Source organism: Aromatoleum toluvorans (assembly GCF_012910905.1).
GTDB lineage: Bacteria > Pseudomonadota > Gammaproteobacteria > Burkholderiales > Rhodocyclaceae > Aromatoleum > Aromatoleum toluvorans.
Genome location: NZ_WTVN01000057.1, coordinates 1 through 19,084, shown reverse-complemented (window position 1 = coordinate 19,084; position 19,084 = coordinate 1). Strand labels below are relative to the sequence as shown.

Below are 19,084 nucleotides of genomic sequence, written 5' to 3'. Positions count from 1 at the left end.
GGCGAGGGGAGCTGCAGGCCGAGGCGCGTGCATACGCGCGCGACAATGCGGTCGCAGCGGTCCCCATCGAAGGTGAATACGTCCTCGAGCAGTGTGCCGAGGTGCTGACCGAGGGCCTCGCGCAGCTGGGCGCGGGCGCGCAGGAAGCGGACCTTGGTGTTGCCGGCGGAAATGCCCAGGACTGCGGCCGTCTCGTCGACGCTCAGGCCTTCCACGGCGCGGAGCATGAACACCGTCCGGTGGCCTTCCGGCAGCCGGTCGATGGAGGCTTCGATGATCCGGCGCAGCTCTGCCCGCATCGCCTCGGTTTCCGGTGTCTGAATGACATCGTCGGTACCTTCGTCGACCAGGGTGTCGAGTCCGGTATCCGATGCCTCGGGTCGGCGTGCGCGCCGGCGCGCAAGCGCCTGGTTGACGACGATGCGGGTCAGCCAGGTGGACAGCTGCGATTCACCACGAAAGCCTCCGAGCGCCCGGTGCGCTTCTATGTATCCGTCCTGTACAGCATCTTCGGCCTCTGCATCGTCGCGCAGGATACTGCGGGCGACTCGGAACAGGCGGCGGTTGTTCTGGCGCATCAGGCGTTCGAAGGCGAAGACGTTGCCGGCAAGGATTCCCTGCACCAGCGCGGTATCCGATTCGGGCGTGGAGGTGGCGGTTGTCATGATGTGCTCCCGGTTTTGCCCATTAGATGGGGACGGGCGCACAAAGGTTACAGTTGCCGCGCGGGTAGGCGTGCGACATGGGCGGACGGCGCCGTGGGGCGACGCCCGCGCAGGTTCAGGCCGGCTGGTCGAACAGGTCGCGCAGGGCGCCCTGGAACAGGCGCGAAACCAGGCCGCGATCGAGGCCCGGATTGCGTATCGTGCGGATCTGCAAGCCTTCGAACATTGCGATGGCGACTTCGACCATCGCATCGATCGTCTGGTCGTCGTCCTGATGGCCCGATGCGCGACGCATGTCCCGCATCGTGAGCGCGAAGCTTTCGCGGCAGAGGCGGTCGGCCTCGTGCACGATCTCGGCGACGTGGGGATTGCGCGATGCTTCGGCGACGATCTCCAGCTTCAGGCCGGCCGTCGCCTGGTCCAGGCATTCATCGATGCCTTCGGCCACGCGCGCGAGCATGGCCTCGCGGACGTTGCAGGCGGATCTAATTTCGGCGGTCAGTGTCAAAAAGCGTTCGAGATCGCGCGCGACGATCGCCGAAATGATCGCTTCCTTGTTCTCGAAGTAGTGATAGATGTGGCCGGGGCTCATTCCGGCCGTCTTCGATATCTGCGCAATGCTTGCGCCGTGGAATCCGTGCTTGCGGAAACAGTCGCCAGCCGCAGCCAGGATCTGCGCGCGGCGCGCTTCGGCACGTGAAGGTTCGACGGAATCAGGGCACATGGAGAGGCCTCTCGTTCTGGTAAACAAATTTGTCGCGAATGTTGTATTGCGTCGTAGGCTAACATAGAATGAGCGTTCGATCTAGAATGACCATTCTAAGGCAGACACGATCAGTTCCTTTCCACTCGCCGCGATCGGCGGTCAGAGATGATTTCGAGACGAAACATGCACAACAACCCCAACCGGTTTTTCTACCCCCTGATTACCGGCCTCGCCGGCGCTTTCGTCCTCGGCGCCTGTAGCAACGGGAATTCGCAGCAGGCGGCTGGCGGCCCTCCGCCCGCGCCGGCCGTGACCGTCGTGTCGGTGCGCGCCGAGCCGGTGCCGCAGACGATGGAGCTTCCCGGGCGGACGGCCCCCTACCTGATCGCCGAACTGCGTCCGCAGGTGGGCGGCATCGTCAAGCAGCGGATGTTTGCCGAGGGCAGCGAGGTGAAGCAGGGACAGGTCCTCTACCAGATCGACCCGGCCACGTATCAGGCGGCGTACGACAGCGCGAAAGCCAACCTCGCGCGTGCGGAGGCGAACGTGCAGGCGGCCCGCCTGAAGGCGGAGCGCTACGCGCAGCTGGTCGGCATCGAGGCCGTCAGCAAGCAGGCCAACGATGACGCCGCGGCCGAACTGAAACAGGCGCAGGCGGAGGTCGCGAGCGCGAAGGCGGCGGTCGACAAGGCGAAGATCGATCTGGATTTCACCCGTGTCACGTCGCCGATCGCGGGCCGCATCGGCCGCTCGGCCGTCACGCCGGGCGCACTGGTCACGGCCAATCAGGCCGCGGCGCTGGCGACGGTGCAGAAGCTGGATCCGATCTACGTGGACGTCACGCAATCGAGTGCCGAATTGCTGAAGATGCGGCGCGACCTTGCCGAGGGGCGCCTGCAGCGCGTCGGCGGCGACGCCGTGCCGGTCAAGCTGGTGCTCGAGGACGGTTCGCTGTACGGGAGCCAGGGCAAGCTGGAGTTTTCGGAGATCACCGTCGATCAGGGTACGGGCAGCGTGACGCTGCGTGCGGTGTTCCCGAATCCGAAGGGTGAGCTTCTGCCGGGCATGTACGTGCGTGCACGCCTTGCGCAGGGCGTGAACAGCGACGCGATCCTCGTGCCGCACGGCGCGTTGAGCCGTGATGCGCGCGGCAATGCGACCGTGATGGTCGTGAACGGCGAGAGCAAGGTGGAGTCGCGCATCGTGACGGCCGCGCAATCGCACGGGGAAGCGTGGGTCGTGACCGACGGGCTGGCCGCGGGCGAGCGTGTGATCGTCGAAGGGCTGCAGAAGGTGCGTCCGGGCGCTGCGGTGCAGGCCCAGGAAGCCGGTGCGGCGGGAGCGCCTGCGCCCGCCGAGGCGGCTGCCGCAGCCGCCAAGTGAGGTAGCCGACGATGGCACGTTTCTTTATTGACCGACCCATCTTCGCATGGGTCATCGCAATCGTGATCATGCTGTTCGGCGCGCTGTCGATCCTGCGCCTGCCGGTGGCGCAGTATCCGTCGATCGCGCCGCCGACCGTGGTGATCAACGCGACCTATCCGGGTGCTTCGGCGAAGACGGTGCAGGACTCGGTGACGCAGGTCATCGAGCAGAAGATGACCGGACTCGACGGGCTGCTGTACATGAGCTCGTCGTCCGACTCCTTCGGCCGCGCGACGATCACGCTCACTTTCGACGCCGGTATCAACCCCGACATCGCCCAGGTTCAGGTGCAGAACAAGCTGCAGCTCGCGCTGCCGCTGGTGCCGCAGGCGGTGCAGCAGCAGGGCGTGCAGGTCGCCAAGTCGACGCGCAACTTTCTGATGGTGCTGGGCTTCGTCGCGAAGGACAAGAGCCTCGACCGTGCCGACCTTTCGGATTTCCTGGTGTCGAGCGTGCAGGATCCGCTGTCGCGCGTGACCGGGGTCGGCGAGGTGCAGGTGTTCGGCGCCCAGTACGCGATGCGCGTGTGGCTGGATCCGGCGAAGCTCAACAACTATCGCCTGACGCCGGGCGATGTGCAGGCGGCCATCCGCACCCAGAACGCGCAGGTGTCCGCCGGCCAGCTCGGCGGGGTGCCGGCCGTTTCGGGACAGGGGTTCACGGCGACGATCACGGCGCAGAACCGCCTGGAATCGGTCGCGCAGTTCGAGAAGATCCTGCTGCGCAGCTCGGCCCAGGGCGGCGAGGTGCGCCTCAAGGATGTCGCGCGCATCGAGATCGGCGCAGAGAACTACGGCATCGTCGGCCGCTTCAACGGCGAGCCTGCCGCCGGTATCGGCGTGAAGCTGGCGGCGGGTGCGAACGCGCTCGAGACCGCGGCCGCGGTGCGCGCGAAGATGGAACAGATGAAGCCGTACTTCCCGGCGGGCATCGAGGTCGTGGTGCCGTACGACACGACGCCGTTCGTGAAGATTTCGATCGAGGGCGTCGTGGAGACGCTGATCGAGGCGATCGCGCTGGTGTTCCTCGTGATGTACCTGTTCCTGCAGAACTTCCGTGCCACGATCATTCCGACGATCGCGGTGCCGGTGGTGCTGCTGGGCACCTTCGGCGTCATGGCGGCGGCGGGATTCTCGATCAACACGCTGACGATGTTCGGTCTGGTGCTGGCGATCGGTCTGCTGGTCGACGATGCGATCGTGGTGGTCGAGAACGTCGAGCGGGTGATGACCGAGGAGGGCCTCTCTCCCAAGGAGGCGACCAAGCGGTCGATGGGGCAGATCACCGGCGCGCTGGTCGGCATCGGCCTGGTGCTGTCCGCGGTGTTCATTCCGATGGCGTTCTTCGGCGGCTCCACGGGCGTGATCTATCGCCAGTTCTCGATCACGATCGCGGCGGCGATGGGCCTGTCGGTGCTGGTCGCGATCGTGTTCACGCCGGCCTTGTGCGCGACGATGCTCAAGCCGGTCGAGAAAGGGCACGAGCACGGCGAGGGCGGCCTCTTCGGGCGCTTCTTCCACTGGTTCAACGTGATGTTCGCGCGCAATACGCAGCGCTACGAGTCGGCCGTCGCCCGCATCCTGCATCGCAGCTTCCGCTTCCTCGCGATCTATGTCGCGATCGTCGTGGTGCTGGGCCTGCTGTTCGCGCGCATGCCGACTTCCTTCCTGCCGGAGGAGGACCAGGGCGTGATGTTCACGCAGATCACGCTGCCGGCCGGCGCGACGCAGGAGCGCACCGTCGAGGTGCTGAAGAAGGTCGAGAAGCACTTCCTCGAGACCGAGAAGGACAACGTGCGCTCGATCTTCACGGCGGCGGGTTTCAGCTTCGGCGGCAGCGGCCAGAACATGGGCCTGGGTTTCGTCGGCATGCGCGACTGGGATGAGCGGCACGAGCCCGGACGCGACGTGAAGTCGGTGGCCGGGCGGGCGATGGGCGTGTTCTCGCAGATCCGCGAGGCGATGGTGTTTGCCTTCGTGCCGCCGGCGGTGCTGGAGCTGGGTACCTCCAACGGCTTCAACCTGATGCTGCAGGACCGCGCCGGCCTCGGCCACGAGGCGCTGGTCGCGGCGCGCAACCAGTTCCTGGGCCTTGCGGCGCAGGACAAGCGGCTCGTCGCGGTGCGCCCGAACGGCCAGGACGACGTCGCGGAGTATCAGCTCGACATCGACCACGCGAAGGCGGGGGCCCTGGGGGTGTCGATTGCGGACGTCAATGACACGCTGAACACCGCGTGGGGTGGCATCTACGTGAACGACTTCATCGACCGCGGCCGCATCAAGCGGGTGTACCTGCAGGCCGACGCCCCGGCGCGGATGACGCCCGAGGATCTCGGCAAGTGGTACGTGCGCAACAAGCAGAACCAGATGGTGCCCCTGTCGGCCTTCATGACGGCGAACTGGGTGTATGGTTCGCCGCGCCTGGAGCGCTACAACGGCCAGCCGTCGATCGAGCTTCTCGGCCAGGCGGCGCCCGGATTGTCGTCGGGTGACGCGATGGCTGCGGTCGAGGAGATCATGACCAAACTGCCCGCCGGCATCGGCTATGAATGGACCGGCACCTCGTACGAGGAACGCCGTTCGGGGGCGCAGGCGCCGGCCTTGTATGCGCTGTCGCTGCTGGTGGTGTTCCTGTGTCTCGCGGCGCTGTACGAAAGCTGGTCGGTGCCGTTCGCGGTGATGCTGGTGGTGCCGCTGGGCGTGCTGGGTGCGATCCTGGCGGCGACCGGGCGCGGGCTGTCGAACGACGTGTATTTCCAGGTCGGCCTGCTCGCGACCATCGGCCTGTCGGCGAAGAACGCGATCCTGATCGTGGAGTTCGCGAAGGCGCAGATGGAGAAGGAGGGCAAGGAATTGATCGCGGCGACGCTGGAAGCCGTGCGCATGCGGTTGCGCCCCATCCTGATGACCTCGCTCGCCTTCGGCCTTGGCGTGCTGCCGCTCGCCAAGGCGACCGGCGCGGGTGCCGGCAGCCAGAACGCGATCGGCACCGGCGTGCTCGGCGGCACGATCGCCGCGACGGTGCTGGGCATTTTCTTCATTCCACTCTTCTACGTCGTGATCAAACGCATCTTCAAGGGCAAGCCGCAGCAGGAGTCGCCGGCGTCCGAAGTGCCTGCAGTGCAGGAGGCAAAGTGATGACTGAACTGCGTACCCTGGTCGTCGCGATGGCCGCCACGCTGCTGGGCGCCTGCTCGCTGATTCCGGCCTATGAGCGCCCCGCCGCGCCGGTGCCGGCGGTGTTTCCTGATACGCCGGCGACTGCCGGCGCACCCGAGGCGCCGGCCTGGCGCGACTATTTCGCGGATGGGCGCCTGCGCGAACTCGTCGAACTCGCGCTCGCGAACAATCGCGACCTGCGCGTCGCCGCGCTCAATATCGAGCGTGCGCGGGCGCAGTACGGTATCCAGCGCGCGGATCTGTTCCCGTCGATCTCGGCGAACGGCGGGCAGACCGCGCAGCGCCTGCCGGCCGAACTGAGCCGGACCGGCCGGACCGGCACAACGCGGCAATACAGCGCGACGGTGGGGTTCTCGGCCTACGAGCTCGATTTCTTCGGTCGCATCCGCAGCCTGAACGAACAGGCGTTGGAGCAATTCCTTGCCACCGAAGAGGCGCGCCGCAGCGCGCAGATCAGCCTCGTCGCGGAAGTCGCCGACGCGTGGCTGCGGCTCGCGGCGGATCGCGAGCGCCAGACGCTGGCGATCAACACGCTCGCGACGCGGCAGAAATCCTACGATCTGACGAAGCGCAGTTTCGACGTCGGGGCGACCTCGGCACTGGACCTGCGCCAGGCGCAGACGCTGCTCGAGGGCGCGCGGGCCGACGTGGCGCGGTATGCGTCGCTCGTCGCCCAGGACCAGAACGCGCTCGCGCTGGTCGTCGGTGCCCCGGTGCCGCCGTCGCTGATGCCGCAGGGTTTCGCCGAGTCGATCACGGCGGTGGCCGAGCTGCCGGCCGGCGTGCCGTCGGAGGTGCTGACCCGCCGCCCGGACATCCTGCAGGCGGAGCGTCAGTTGCGCGCGGCGAACGCCAGCATCGGCGCCGCACGGGCGGCCTTCTTCCCGCGCATCTCGCTGACGGCGTCGGCGGGGACGGCGAGCAGCACGCTCGACGGGCTGTTCGAGGGGGGATCGGGCACGTGGAGTTTCGTGCCGCAGATTTCGCTGCCGATCTTCGAGGCGGGCCGGCTCACGGCGAACCTCGAGGCGACGAAGGTGCAGCGGGAGATCGCGGTGGCGCAATACGAGAAGTCGATCCAGTCGGCTTTCCGCGAAGTGGCCGATGCGCTGGCCGACCGGGCGACGCTCGCCGAGCAGCTCGATGCGCGGCGCAGGCTGGTCGAGGCGACCGGGGAGAGCTTCAAGCTTTCCGAGGCGCGCTACAAGGCCGGCGTCGACAGCTACTTCGGTCTGCTCGATGCGCAGCGCAGCCTGTACGCGGCCGAGCTGGACCTGATCGCGGTGCGCCAGTCCGACGGCGCGAACCGTATCGCGCTGTACAAGGCGCTGGGGGGCGGTTGGCAGTAGGGACACCGCTGGAAAAGTAGTACGCAACAAAGACAAACGGCGGACGAGGAGATCGTCCGCCGTTTGCTTGTTTACACGCCGGCGAGGAGAGGGACCCGCGTGTCTTGCCTCGATCAGCCGCCGGCAATGATGGGCACGAAGGCGACGCGGTCGCCGTGGTGCAGCATGGCATTGCGTTCGCCCGACAGGACCATGTGGCCGTTCACCGCGATGTTCCACGAATGGTCGTTGAGCGCCTCGCGGGCCTCGGGCAGGCGGCGGGCCAGGGCGTCGCGCAGCGCGACGACGTTGGCGACCGGTTCGTCGATGACGACCGTCTTCTCCGGCGCGCCGGGCAGCACGTTGGGGAGTTCGACACGCACCGCGAAGCCGGTGGTGGTGGTGGCGAGCCGTTCATGCCACTCGGCCTTGGGCACGCCCTCGGCGTTGAGGCCGGTGACTTCGTAGAAGCGCGCCTTCATCGCCTCGAATTCCTTGCGGTCGACCTTCTCCCCGGTGAAGGGGCCGACCTGGATTTCCTCTTCGAACCAGCGCTTCGGCAGCGTGTCATCCTTGGCGCGCAGGCCGAAGCGGAAATTGAGCAGGCGTTCCAGACCGGTGATGTTGCGGCCGATCTCGTTCAGTTGCTCGCCGGTGAACTCCAGCTCCGTCGCGGTCGACACCTGGGTCGCGAAGTCGCCGCAGTCGGGTGTCGTCGGCGAGTTGAAGAGCTTGGTGTTGAAGCGGCACATGCCCACCGAGTCGCCCACGGCGAAGGTGTTCTCGCAGCGGCGCACGGCGAACTCCTTGCCCTCGTAGCGGTTCGGCTCGGCCGCGACGGTGCCGCCGTAGAGTTCGGTCTTGAACGCGGCGTCGTCGTTGATGCGCGCGTTGATCTCGAGCGTGACGCGGTTCCGCAGGTGGTCCATGCCGCGCGTGGCGACCGACAGGCCCAGCGCGAAAGCCTTGAGGATGCGCGCGTCGTGCGGATCGGACTGGAACAGGCCCTTCACCGCCATGCGGTAGTCGAGCGCCTCGGCGGGGTACTTGCCGCGCTCGACGGCGCGCGCCGAGTCGGCGATGGTGTCGCCGAAACCTTCGCGCTTCGCGGTCATGAACAGCAACTTCTCGACCGTCTCGTAGTTGCCCCACGACAGGTCCAGCCCGCCGGTGTGGCTTGCGTCGATGATGCCGCGCTGCCACAGCTCCATCGCCCACGCGATCGCGCTGCCGGTGGAGGACGAATCGAGGCCGAGGTCGTTGAGGATGTTGTTCAGGCGCAGGATGTGCTCGGGCTCCTTCAGGCCGATCATCGGGCCGAACTTGCCGACGGTGACGTACTCGGGGCCGTCGCCCTTGTCGTACTGGTCGAACTTGCCGTCGCCCTTGATGCCGTTGTAGGTGCGCTGCTTGCCGTGCTCGATGTCGGCCTGCGCCTTGTCATAGCTGGCGTTGCCCTTCAGCCCCTTGAGCGCGGCCGAGCCCCAGCCGCCCTTGCCTTCGGGCGTCATGTCGTTGAGGTTGCGGCAATGCACCGGGCACTTGAAACAGCCGTCCATGCCGGGGCGGTAGGGGTCGAAGTTGTCCGCGTCGAGCGTCTCGTGCCACGCGGTCTTCTGGTTGTTGAGCGTGCCGAGCGCGCCGAGCACGCGCGAGGGCTTGTACAGGAAGGGGGTGCCGACCTGCTTCAGTGCGTTCTTGATGACCGATGTGGAGGTGATCTTCTTGCCGATCACCTTGTTGTGGGCCTTGAGCTCGGCCACCTTGGGCGCCTCGTCGGGCTTGCCGTGCACCATGATCGCCTTCAGGCGCAGTGAACCCATTTTTGCGCCGCCGCCGCCGCGCGCCCAGATCGCCTTGATGCCGCCCATGATGCCGCTGCACAGCGCGAGGTTCTCGCCGGCGGTGGTGATGCGGGCGAGCGCCATGTCCTTGCGTTCGGTGCAGTCGAAATCGCGTTCGATCGCGCCGGGCAGTTCGAGGTTGTTCAGCCCGAGGTAGGGCGTGGCGTCGTGGAATTCGACCTCGTCGTGCGCGATGCGCAGCAGCGTCCATTGCGGCGCCAGGCCGTACAGCACGATGTGGTCGTAGCCGTGGCGCTTGACGAAGGACGGGAAGTAGTCGCCGCCGTTGGTGTCGAGGATCGCATCGCTCTCGGGCGAGCGGCTGGTGAAGTTGCCACGCGTGGCGGCCGGCATGTCGCCGGTGAGCGTGCCGGCGCCGAAGATCAGCGGGACTTCCGGGTCGAGGGCCTTGCGCTCGTCCTGCAGCAGGTTGTAGAGCAGGTACATGTTGGCGCCGCGCCCGCCGAGGTAGGTGCGCAGCACCTCGAGCGGCAGGTACTTGCGCAGTGTCTGGCGTTTTTCCAGATCGACGAACAGCACGGCACCCTGCGTTGCGTACTGCGGCTCGTCGTGCAGACGCGAGCAGAGCTGTTCAACCTTGTCCCTGATTCCCATCTCGATCTCCTGTGTCCGGGGTTGAATCAAGTGTGACAATAAAATTGTTTGAAGTCAAACAAAATAGATGCGGAAACCCGCGTCGTGCAGGCGAGTGGGAAGTGACGGGCGGCAAACTTCCAGGGGATTGGCGCAGGATCCAGCAACGGCGCGGGGACGCGCATCCGAAACGCGGGAAATGCCGTGCCAGCGATGCGATTAGTGCACTGCAAGATAATTTGACATCCATCAAATAAGGTGCAGAAAGCCGCTCGCATGTATTGTTGTCACCCCGCGTCCGACCTATCGTTCGCTCAAATTCGTTGGCCAATGGCGTGGTTCGATGCACCTCAAGACTGTGCGGGCACCGTATCGGGAGCCCGTCGTTATGGAGAAATGCGAATGAATGCGGCTGAAATCCTGCTTTCGGTTGGTGTCGATACGGCGATCGCGATCGAATGCGAAGACCGGCGGGTGACTTACGCGGACTTGCGGGACCGCGTGCGGCGCTCGGCCCAGGCGTGGCAGGCAGTGGGGCTTGGGACAGGCGACCGGGTGATCGTGTTTGCGCCCGACAGCGACGACTGGGCAGTGGCCTATCTCGGCGCGATCTGGGCCGGCGGTGTCGCGATCGGGGTCAATCCGCGTCTGTCGATGCCCGAGCTCGCCCCCCTCCTCAAGGAATGCGAAGCGCGTTTCGTGTGGTGCGAGCCGAATCTGGCGCAGGATCTGCGGGGACTGGTCGCGACCGTCCCCGGCGGGCCGGCCGTGGTCAGCGGCGGGGAATCCGACTGGACGCGGGCGCTCGCAGACGCCGAGGGGATCGACGCGGTGCAGCTCGACGCCGAGGATCCGGCGCTGTGGATCGGGACGTCGGGCACGACCGGGACCCCGAAGGGCGTGATCCACGTGCAGCGCGTGGTCGTGAACGCGCATTCCTTCGCCTGTAATCTCGCGGGACTGACGGCGGCAGACCGCCTGTACGCGACATCCAAGCTGTTCTTCGCCTACGCCCTCGGCAACAGCCTGTTCGCGGGCCTGCGCGCGGGCGCGACGGTGATCCTCGACCGCGAGTGGCCGACGGCCGAACGTGTCGAGGAAATGGTCGAAAAGCATCGCCCGACGCTGCTCTTCAGCGTGCCGACGCTGTACAACAAGATGCTGCAGACGGGGGTCGCCGCGCGGCTGGCGGACCGCGGCATCCGCCATTTCGTGTCAGCCGGCGAAGCGCTGCCGCTCGCGATCCGCCAGGGGTGGCGCGAGCAGACCGGCTGTACGCTGATCAGCGGCTACGGCACGTCCGAGACGCTGTGCCTGATGCTCTACAGCGACGACGACTCGGGCCTGATGCGCCCGACGCCGCTGACGGAAGTGCGCTTCAATCCGGATATCGGTGCGGATCTGCCGCAGCGCATCTGGGTGCGCCACACGACGGTCGCGACCGGTTACTGGAAGCGGCCCGACGCGCAGGTCGATTTCGACAACGGATGGTTCTCGCCGGGAGACATGTTCCTGCGCCATCCGGACGGTCGCCTCGAATACGCGGGGCGCAACGACGACATGCTGAAGATCGCCGGCCAGTGGGTCAGCACGCTGTGGGTCGAGCAGGCGCTGTCCGCGCACTGCGGCGATGCGCTGCACCAGCTTGCGGCGGTCGGCGTGGAATCGGCCGACGGCCTGACGGCGCTGGCGGTGCTCGCCGTGGCGGCGCCGGGGCGCTGGGCCGAGGCGCGCCAGCGCGTGGAGGAGGGCGTCGCCTCCCTGCCGGGCCATCGACGCCCGCGCTGGGTGCATTGGCTCGACGCCCTGCCGCTCACGCCGACCGGCAAGCTGCAGCGCGGAAGATTGCGCTCGCTGCACGAGCGTCACGCCGCGGCCGCCGCGTGAGGCGCTGAAGAACTGCCCAGGGCGACCCGGCGCGGGGTCGCCCGCCTGCAGCAAAGAGGCTGTCGCGGGAAGGGCCACCCGTCAGCCCCTACATTATTCGGCCATCGAGGAGACCATCGTGTCCAGCAATGACGCCGTCGACGTTCAGTCCTTCATAGATCACCAGCCGTTTTCCGGCTTCCAGTGGGTCATCTTTGCCTTGTGCTTCCTGATCGTGCTGCTGGACGGTTTCGACACCGCGGCGATCGGCTACATTGCACCCTCGCTCATCCAGGAATGGGGCGTCACCAAGCCGGCGCTGGCGCCGGTGCTGAGTGCGGCGCTGTTCGGCCTGGCCGGCGGGGCCCTCGCTTCCGGCCCGCTGGCGGATCGCTTCGGTCGGCGGATGGTCCTCAACGCATCCGTGCTGCTGTTTGCAGTGGCGTGCCTGGCCTCGTCCTTCGCGGCGGATCTGCAGGGGCTCACGGTCCTGCGCTTTGTCACCGGCCTGGGCCTGGGCGCCGCGATGCCGAACGCGGTGACCCTGATCAGCGAATACTCGCCGACCAAGCGCCGTGCGCTGATCACCAACGCGATGTTTTCCGGCTTCCCGCTTGGCGCCGCGTTGGGGGGCTTCCTCGCCGCGTGGATGATTCCGCACTTCGGCTGGCGCAGCGTGCTGGTGCTCGGCGGCGTGGCGCCGGCGATTCTCGTGGTGCTGATGCTGCTGGTGCTGCCCGAATCGGTGCGCTACATGGTGGCGAAGGGGCTGCCGGCGGAGCGCATCCGTGCGGTACTCGGCAGGATCTCGGCTGCAGCGTCCGGCGCGCGCGCGTTCACGCTGACCGAGACGAAGTCGGTTGCCGCGGGCAAGCGCGGCCTCGGCGTGGTGCTGTCGCGTTCCTACGCGGTCGGCTCGCTGATGCTGTGGCTCGCGTACTTCATGGGCCTGGTGATCTTCTATGCGCTGATCAACTGGATGCCCATCCTGTTCAAGGACGCGGGCCTCGACCCGAAGACGGCGACGCTGGTCGCTGCGCTGTTCCCGCTCGGCGGCTGCGGGGCGATCTTCTTCGGCTGGCTGATGGACCGCTTCAACGCCAACCGGATCATCGCGGTGGGCTACGCGCTGACGGCGGTGGCGATCTATGCGATCGGGCAGGCGGCCGGCAACGTCGGGGCGCTCGTGGTCGTCGTGTTCGTCGCCGGAACGCTGATGAACACCGCGCAGGTGTCGATGCCGGCCCTTGCCGCGGCCTTCTATCCGACCCAGGGCCGCGCCACGGGGGTCGCGTGGATGCTCGGGATCGGTCGCTTCGGCGGCATCGCGGGCTCCTTCCTGGTGGCGGAGCTGACGCGGCAGAAGCTCGGGTTCAGCGAGGTGTTCATGGTCGTCGCCATTCCGGGGCTGCTCGCGACGGTTGCACTGCTGATCAAGCAGTTCTCCCATCCTGAAACGGCGCCGGCGCAGCAGGCGGGGGACGCCCCGGCGCGCCTCGACGAGGAAATGCAGGCCGCCCACTGAGCGAAGCAGGGAGCAGTGCCGGCCCGGAGCGCGAAGGCGCCGGGCCGGTGAAAAGGGATATGATCGGCGCGTAAATCGGAAAGAAAGGGGCAAGATGCGCGCCGACCAGCTGGATTTCTACTCCCTCGTGGAGTTTGCGCCCGACCGGGGGGCGATCGAGTTCAGCGGGCGGCGTGCGATCCTGTTGCATACCGATGCGATGGGCGCGCTGCGCAAGGAGCTGGTCGAGACCCTCGGCGCGGACATCGCGAAGGTCATCCTGACGCGCTACGGCTTCAGCTGCGGCCACGAGGACGCGGGACTGCTCCCCGGTTTCATGCATCCCGACACCGTCGAGGAGTTCGTGCGCGGCGGGCCGCGCGTGCACATGTTCTCGGGCATCGCGGAAGTCGAGACGCACAGCGTCGAGGTGGACCGCGAACGCGGCCACTACCGCATGAGCGGTTTCTGGCGCCATTCCTACGAGGCCGAGCAGCATCTGCGGCTTTTCGGCCGGTCGGACGAGGCCGTGTGCTGGACGCTGGCGGGCTACGCGTCGGGCTTCGCGTCCTACGTGTTCCAGACCGACATGATCTGCGTCGAACACGCCTGCGAGGGGCGCGGCGACGATCGTTGTGCCTGGACGCTGATGAACGCCACCGACTGCGCGCCGGAGTTCTCCGGCCTGCGCAAGTACTTCCAGCCGCTGAACATCAAGGACCGCATCAACGTCCTCGAAGGCAAGGTCTATGAGCGCACGCGCGAACTCGAAGCCTCCGAGCAGCGTTACCGCAACCTGATCGAAGATCTGCCCGAGATGGTGTTCGCGCTGCACGTCTCGGGGCGTATGCTGCAACTCAACAAGGCGGGGCGCACGCGCCTGGGCATCTCGCCCGAGCAACTGCCGCGCATGCGCCTGAAGGACCTCGTCCTGCCCGCGTACCGGACGGCGGCGGCGAACTTCCTGAAGAGCATCGCCACCGCCCGCACCGCCACGCGGCTCGACGTCGTGATGTGTGATGCGGAAGGGTGCCCGGTGCCGATGCGGCTACAGGTGGAGCCGGTGCTCAAGGGCGACCGGATCGTCGGCTACAGCGGGCTTGCGATCGACATCACCGCGCAGCAGGAGCGCGAGCGCAAGCTCACCGAGTACGCGGCGCGGCTGGAGAACCGCGAGCAGCAGATCCAGGACATCATCAACGACGCGGTCTACATCCTCGACCTCGACGGCCGCTTCAGCTTCGTGAATGCACGCATGGCGGAACTCCTGGGGGTACCGGCGGACCGCGCGATCGGCTGCAGCTGCGGCGAGCTGATGCTCCATTCTTCGGCGCAGCGCGTCGAGCGCGACTTCCGTCGGCGCCTGAACGGCGAGTGCGGTCCGCCGTTCGAGATCATGCTCGCCGCGAGCGGCGCGCCGAACCGCCTGCTGGAGGTCAGTTCGGCCGTCCTCTCCACCGACGGCGGGCCGGAAGGCGTGATCGGCGTTGCGCGCGACATCACGGCGCGGCGCGAGATGGAGCGCCAGCTCGCGCAGGCCAACCGCCTCAGCTCGCTGGGACAGTTCGCCTCCGGCATCGCGCACGAGATCAACAACCCCCTCGGCCTCGTCTCCGGCTTCGCCGAGGAACTGCAGGCCCTGATGGAGGCGATCCCCGGCGCCCGCTCGAACCCCGATTTCGACGTCCTGCGCCAGGGTTTGACGACCATCCAGGAGCAGGCGCAGCGCTGCAAGGCCATCACCGACAACCTGCTGCTGTTCTCGCGCAAGCAGGCGGTGCCGCTCGAAGTGGTGGACGCAGGGATGCTGGTGCGCGAGCGCCTGTCGGCCTATCGCGACATCGGGCTCACGCGCGGTCTTGAGGTCGACCTGTCCCTCGACGCGGCGCTGCCGCGCATCGCCACCAACCCGACGCTCCTCGACCAGGTGCTGCGCAACCTCATCAGGAACGCCGGCGACGCGATGAACGGAGCGGGCCGGGTCAGCGTGATCCTGCGGCCTGCCGAGGGCGGCGTCGACCTGGAAGTGCTCGACGAGGGGCCCGGTTTGCCCGCAGGCGTCATCGATCACGTGTTCGATCCCTTCTTCACGACCAAGGCGCCCGGACGCGGCACCGGCCTGGGGCTGTCGATCTGCTACGGGATCATGACCGAACTGGGCGGGCGCATCGAATGCGGCAACCGCCCCGAAGGCGGCGCCTGGTTCCGCCTCCACCTGCCCGCCGACGCGGCGGGCGCCGACACGAGCATGCCATGAAAGGCCACATCCTCATCGTCGACGACGAATCCCTGTACCGTCAGCTCCTGACGAGCCGCCTCGGCCGCGCCGGCTACCGCCTGAGCGAGGCTGCGGACGGCGAGGCCGCCCTGGAGTGCGCACAGCGCGGCGGCGTCGATCTCGCGCTGGTCGACATCAAGATGCCCGGCATCGACGGCGTCGAGGTGCTCAAGCGCCTGAAGGCGTTCGACCCGCAGGTCGAGGTCGTCATCCTCACCGGGCACGGCAACGTCGACAGCGCGATCGCCGCGATGAAACTCGGCGCGTTCGACTACCTGTCCAAGCCCTACAAGCTCACCGAACTCGACATCGTCGTCGAGCGCGCGCTCGAAAAGCGCATGCTCGCCCGCCGCTGTGCCGCGCTGAGCGCCGAGGTCGCCCACCTGCGCGCGTCCGACGACACCGCCGTGATCGGCCGCAGCGCCGTGTGGCAGCGCACGCTGGAACAGGTGCGCAAGGCGGCGCCGCTCGACCTGCCGGTGCTGATCACCGGCGAGAGCGGCGCCGGCAAGGAGATCGTCGCCGGCCTCCTGCACCGCTGGAGCCCGCGCGCCGGCGAAGCCTATGTGCCGCTCAACTGCGGCCTGCTCGACGGCGAGCTCGTCGAAAGCGAACTCTTCGGCCACAAGCGCGGCGCGTTTTCCGGCGCGACCGCCGACAAGGAAGGCCTCTTCGAAGTCGCCAGCGCCGGCACGCTGTTCCTCGACGAAATCGGCGAACTTCCGGCTGCCTGCCAGGCAAAGCTGCTGCGCGTGCTCGACTCCGGGGAATTCCGTCAGCTCGGCTCCACCGCACTGCGCCGCACCAACGCGCGCGTCGTCGCCGCGACGCACCGCGACCTCGAAGCGCTCGTCGCGGAAGGCAAGTTCCGTCACGATCTGCTGTTCCGCCTGAACGTCGTGCACATCCCGGTGCCGGCCCTGCGCGAGCGCGTCGAGGACATCCCGCTGCTGGTCGACTACCTCATGCGCCGCAGCGCCCGTGGCGCCGCGCCGTTCCAGCTCACGCCCGCCGCGCTCGCGCGCCTGTGCGCCTACCCTTGGCCGGGCAACGTGCGCGAGCTGCGCAACGCCGTCGAGCGCGTCGTCGCCTTCGCCGACGATCGCACGATCGACGAGGCCGCCGTGTGCGCGATCCTGCGCCTGCCGCTGGAGCAGCCCGCAGCTTCCCCGCCTGCGCCTGCATTCACCGACATCCTGCCGCTGGAGCACGTCGAGCGCGACTACGTGACGTGGGTGCTGGAGCGCCTCGACGGCAACGTCAGCGCCGCCGCGCAGGCGCTCGGTGTGTCGCGCTCGACCGTCTATCGTGTGATGCGCTCGGCCGCGGCCGTTGAATAGGAAGGAGCGGGAGGGACGAAGCCCTTACTCCGCGGCGAGGTTGCGGCAGATGCGCTGAAGCAGCGCGAGCGTCTGCGCCCGTTCGTCTTCGCTCATCCCCGCCAGCGCCTTTTCGCGCACGGCCACGCCGGCCTGCGCGACGATCTCCAGCTGCGGCCGCGCCGCCTTGGTCAGGTACAGCCGATGCGCGCGCCGATCATCGGGATCCGGCCGCCGCTCGACCAGCCCCTCGCTCGCGAGCTGGTCGATCATGCGCACCAGCGTCATCGGCTGGATCTCCAGCCGTTCCGCAAGTGCCACCTGCCGAATGCCTTCGTTGCGCTCCAGATGGATCAACACCCGCGCCCGCGCGAGCGTCAGCGGGCTGTCCTGAATCGCGTCGACGAAGGAATGCCGCATCAGGCGCGCGGCATCCGCAAGCAGAAGGGTGAAGCTGGTTTCGCTGAGGGGCACGGGACGTTGCAGGATAATAAGCTCGGCTGATTATAAACCGTCCGTCAGGGTCAGGCCTCGTCGCGCAGAATCGCAAGGATGGACAGCAGGCCGAAGCCGACAATCAGCAGCCACTGCAGCAAGGAAGCGCCGGCCGACACCGCGTACGCAAGCGGAACCCCGAAGCGGGGCGCCGCCGTGAGCCACCAATGCAACGCGTTTTCGAGCGCACCGAAGGCGGCGGCCACGGGCAGAAGCCAGCTCAGGACACGACGAAACGAAGGGGAGCAGGCGCCGAAGACGCGCGCACGCGTGGCGGCGAAATAACCGAAAACCCCATACGCCGCGAGCAGCGCCAGGTCGGCCGGCAGGTGATCGCGATAACGCGCGAGATCGGCCGGCGACCAGGAGTGGATGATCCAGCCGAAAGCTCGGGGCGTGAAGGCAAACTGCAGCGCCAGCGCGCCGGGACTGAGCGGTTCGAGATACCAGGCGATACCGGCAAGCAAGGCCAGTGCGGTCAGGCCGGAAATCCAGACGATACGCATCGCGGAAACATTTTCAATGGCTACGCGCTTCGTGGCGCAAACATGATGATCGCCATCCCCGAGATCGCCACGAGCGACCCGGCGATATCCCACGCAGAAGGCCGGATGCCATCAACGAGCCAAAGCCAAAGAATCGCCACAAAGACATAGACCCCACCGTAGGCCGCATAGACGCGACCGGCCGCAGTGGGGTGCAACGACAGCAGCCAGGCAAACAGTGCGAGGCTCAGTGCGGCCGGAACGAGCAGCCAGGGGCTTCTTCCCTGATTGAGCCAGAGATAGGGAAGATAGCAACCGACAATTTCCGCGACGGCGGTGACGAGGAAGAGGGCAATGGTTTTCAGTTCGATCATGCGACGGAAACCGTGTAGTCACGTTAACGGCTAAGCATACCGCCCCCTTGCCGACGATGGATCACACGCCAGCACCGCGGGGGAACAGCGGGTTAACGAGTTCATCGATCTTCTTGTCCGCATCGATGAACCTGCCCATGTCCGCACCACCGCGCAGGAAATCGCATTTCGCCGCGCCAATCGGCAGGGCAGCGCGTTCGGCTGTCAGGTTGCCGCAGGGTCAGGTTGCACTCCTCAGCTCCTGCAGAAGCGCTTTGCCTTCCGGCCATTCGCCGAGCAGCGATTCGGCATTAATGTGCCCGGCCTCTGGTAGAAACTGGGCAGGACAAACCGGCAGCCGAAGCGTACAATTTACCGTACATGTACGGAGAGACGCCATGGACGCTATTTCTTATACCGCCGCCCGAGCCAACCTGGCCAGCACCATGGACCGGGTTTGCAACGACCACGAGGCGCTGATTATCACCCGCAGCGGGCAAGCCTCGGTCGTCATGGTTTCCCTCGAAGACTTCCAGGCGCTCGAGGAAACCGCCTACTTGTTGCGCAGCCCCGAGAATGCACGCCGCCTGCTTGGTGCGGTAACCGAACTCAACGCCGGCGGAGGCAAAGAGCGGGAACTTGACGAATGAGGTTGATATTCGCTGAGGCCGCATGGGAAGACTACCTCTATTGGCAGCAACAAGACCGACGCATGGTGGAGCGAATAAACAAGCTCATACGTGAAATCCAACGTGAACCCTTCTCTGGCATCGGTAAGCCTGAACCGCTAAAACATGCCCTTGCGGGATACTGGTCCAGGCGCATTACCGACGAGCACCGAATGGTTTACAAGATCGACGGCGACGCATTGCTGGTGGCTCAATTGCGCTACCACTACTGACCCATTTCTAACGTGAATCTATGGACTCCCCCGATATTGCAAGACGAACTTTCGGATGTTCTGAACGAACCCAGCTGCAACAATCTATCCGGCCTACTGTGCAGCCCGTCGGCTGCGGCCCTGATGAATTTCGCGCCGCGCA

At 66.7% G+C, this 19,084-nt stretch carries 15 protein-coding genes; 9 read left to right on the top strand and 6 right to left on the bottom strand.

Going from position 1 to position 19,084, the window contains the following annotated elements:
* Positions 1–665: RNA polymerase sigma factor (locus GPA22_RS21430; protein WP_169258107.1), on the bottom strand; the 665-nt coding region annotated here is incomplete at its 3' end.
* 115 nt (positions 666–780) lie between these two features.
* Positions 781–1,389 carry a TetR/AcrR family transcriptional regulator gene (locus GPA22_RS21425; protein WP_169258106.1) on the bottom strand — a complete coding sequence of 203 codons (609 nt, stop codon included), beginning with the start codon at positions 1,387–1,389 and terminating at the stop codon, positions 781–783.
* A 165-nt stretch (positions 1,390–1,554) separates the two neighbouring features.
* On the opposite strand from GPA22_RS21425, the gene GPA22_RS21420 reads away from it, so the two are divergent.
* From GPA22_RS21420 to adeC, 3 genes are read left to right on the top strand one after another with little or no spacing between them, the layout of a single operon-like run.
* Complete coding sequence (locus GPA22_RS21420; protein ID WP_169258105.1) at positions 1,555–2,754, top strand: efflux RND transporter periplasmic adaptor subunit; 1,200 nt, start codon at positions 1,555–1,557, stop codon at positions 2,752–2,754.
* Between the two features lie 11 nt (positions 2,755–2,765).
* Entirely contained in the window at positions 2,766–5,933 is a 3,168-nt protein-coding gene (locus GPA22_RS21415; protein WP_169258104.1) for an efflux RND transporter permease subunit, read from the top strand.
* Positions 5,933–7,324 (top strand): AdeC/AdeK/OprM family multidrug efflux complex outer membrane factor, encoded by a 1,392-nt coding sequence (adeC, locus tag GPA22_RS21410; protein WP_169258103.1) that lies wholly within the window; start codon positions 5,933–5,935, stop codon positions 7,322–7,324. Before GPA22_RS21415 ends, adeC begins: the two co-directional genes overlap by 1 nt.
* A gap of 113 nt (positions 7,325–7,437) precedes the next feature.
* On the opposite strand, the gene GPA22_RS21405 is transcribed toward adeC, so the two are convergent.
* A complete protein-coding gene (locus GPA22_RS21405; protein ID WP_169258102.1) occupies positions 7,438–9,762 on the bottom strand; it encodes an aldehyde ferredoxin oxidoreductase C-terminal domain-containing protein in 2,325 nt (774 codons plus the stop codon).
* Between the two features lie 381 nt (positions 9,763–10,143).
* Here GPA22_RS21405 and GPA22_RS21400 point away from each other — a divergent pair, with 381 nt between their 5' ends.
* The 4 genes from GPA22_RS21400 to GPA22_RS21385 all read left to right on the top strand — a co-directional run bounded on the left by GPA22_RS21400 (position 10,144) and on the right by GPA22_RS21385 (position 16,729).
* Entirely contained in the window at positions 10,144–11,628 is a 1,485-nt protein-coding gene (locus GPA22_RS21400; protein ID WP_169258101.1) for an AMP-binding protein, read from the top strand.
* A 118-nt stretch (positions 11,629–11,746) separates the two neighbouring features.
* The gene (locus GPA22_RS21395; protein ID WP_169258100.1) at positions 11,747–13,132 is read left to right on the top strand and encodes an MFS transporter; all 1,386 of its coding nucleotides are present in this window, start codon (positions 11,747–11,749) and stop codon (positions 13,130–13,132) included.
* 94 nt (positions 13,133–13,226) lie between these two features.
* A complete protein-coding gene (locus tag GPA22_RS21390) occupies positions 13,227–15,368 on the top strand; it encodes a XylR N-terminal domain-containing protein (RefSeq protein ID WP_169258099.1) in 2,142 nt (713 codons plus the stop codon).
* Entirely contained in the window at positions 15,365–16,729 is a 1,365-nt protein-coding gene (locus GPA22_RS21385) for a sigma-54-dependent transcriptional regulator (protein WP_169258098.1), read from the top strand. Before GPA22_RS21390 ends, GPA22_RS21385 begins: the two co-directional genes overlap by 4 nt.
* A gap of 24 nt (positions 16,730–16,753) precedes the next feature.
* Here the strand turns inward: GPA22_RS21385 and GPA22_RS21380 are convergent, their stop codons facing one another.
* From GPA22_RS21380 to GPA22_RS21370, 3 genes are read right to left on the bottom strand one after another with little or no spacing between them, the layout of a single operon-like run.
* Entirely contained in the window at positions 16,754–17,182 is a 429-nt protein-coding gene (locus GPA22_RS21380; protein ID WP_343036115.1) for a MarR family winged helix-turn-helix transcriptional regulator, read from the bottom strand.
* Positions 17,183–17,232: 50 nt separating this feature from the next.
* Positions 17,233–17,709: a hypothetical protein gene (locus tag GPA22_RS21375; RefSeq protein WP_211169287.1), complete on the bottom strand. Its 477-nt coding sequence runs from the start codon at positions 17,707–17,709 to the stop codon at positions 17,233–17,235.
* A 20-nt stretch (positions 17,710–17,729) separates the two neighbouring features.
* Positions 17,730–18,062: a YnfA family protein gene (locus GPA22_RS21370; RefSeq protein WP_169258097.1), complete on the bottom strand. Its 333-nt coding sequence runs from the start codon at positions 18,060–18,062 to the stop codon at positions 17,730–17,732.
* A gap of 377 nt (positions 18,063–18,439) precedes the next feature.
* Between GPA22_RS21370 and GPA22_RS21360 the strand changes: the two genes are divergently transcribed.
* Positions 18,440–18,691 carry a type II toxin-antitoxin system Phd/YefM family antitoxin gene (locus tag GPA22_RS21360; protein ID WP_169258095.1) on the top strand — a complete coding sequence of 84 codons (252 nt, stop codon included), beginning with the start codon at positions 18,440–18,442 and terminating at the stop codon, positions 18,689–18,691.
* A complete protein-coding gene (locus GPA22_RS21355; protein ID WP_169258094.1) occupies positions 18,688–18,942 on the top strand; it encodes a Txe/YoeB family addiction module toxin in 255 nt (84 codons plus the stop codon). Before GPA22_RS21360 ends, GPA22_RS21355 begins: the two co-directional genes overlap by 4 nt.
* Positions 18,943–19,084: the final 142 nt, after the last annotated feature.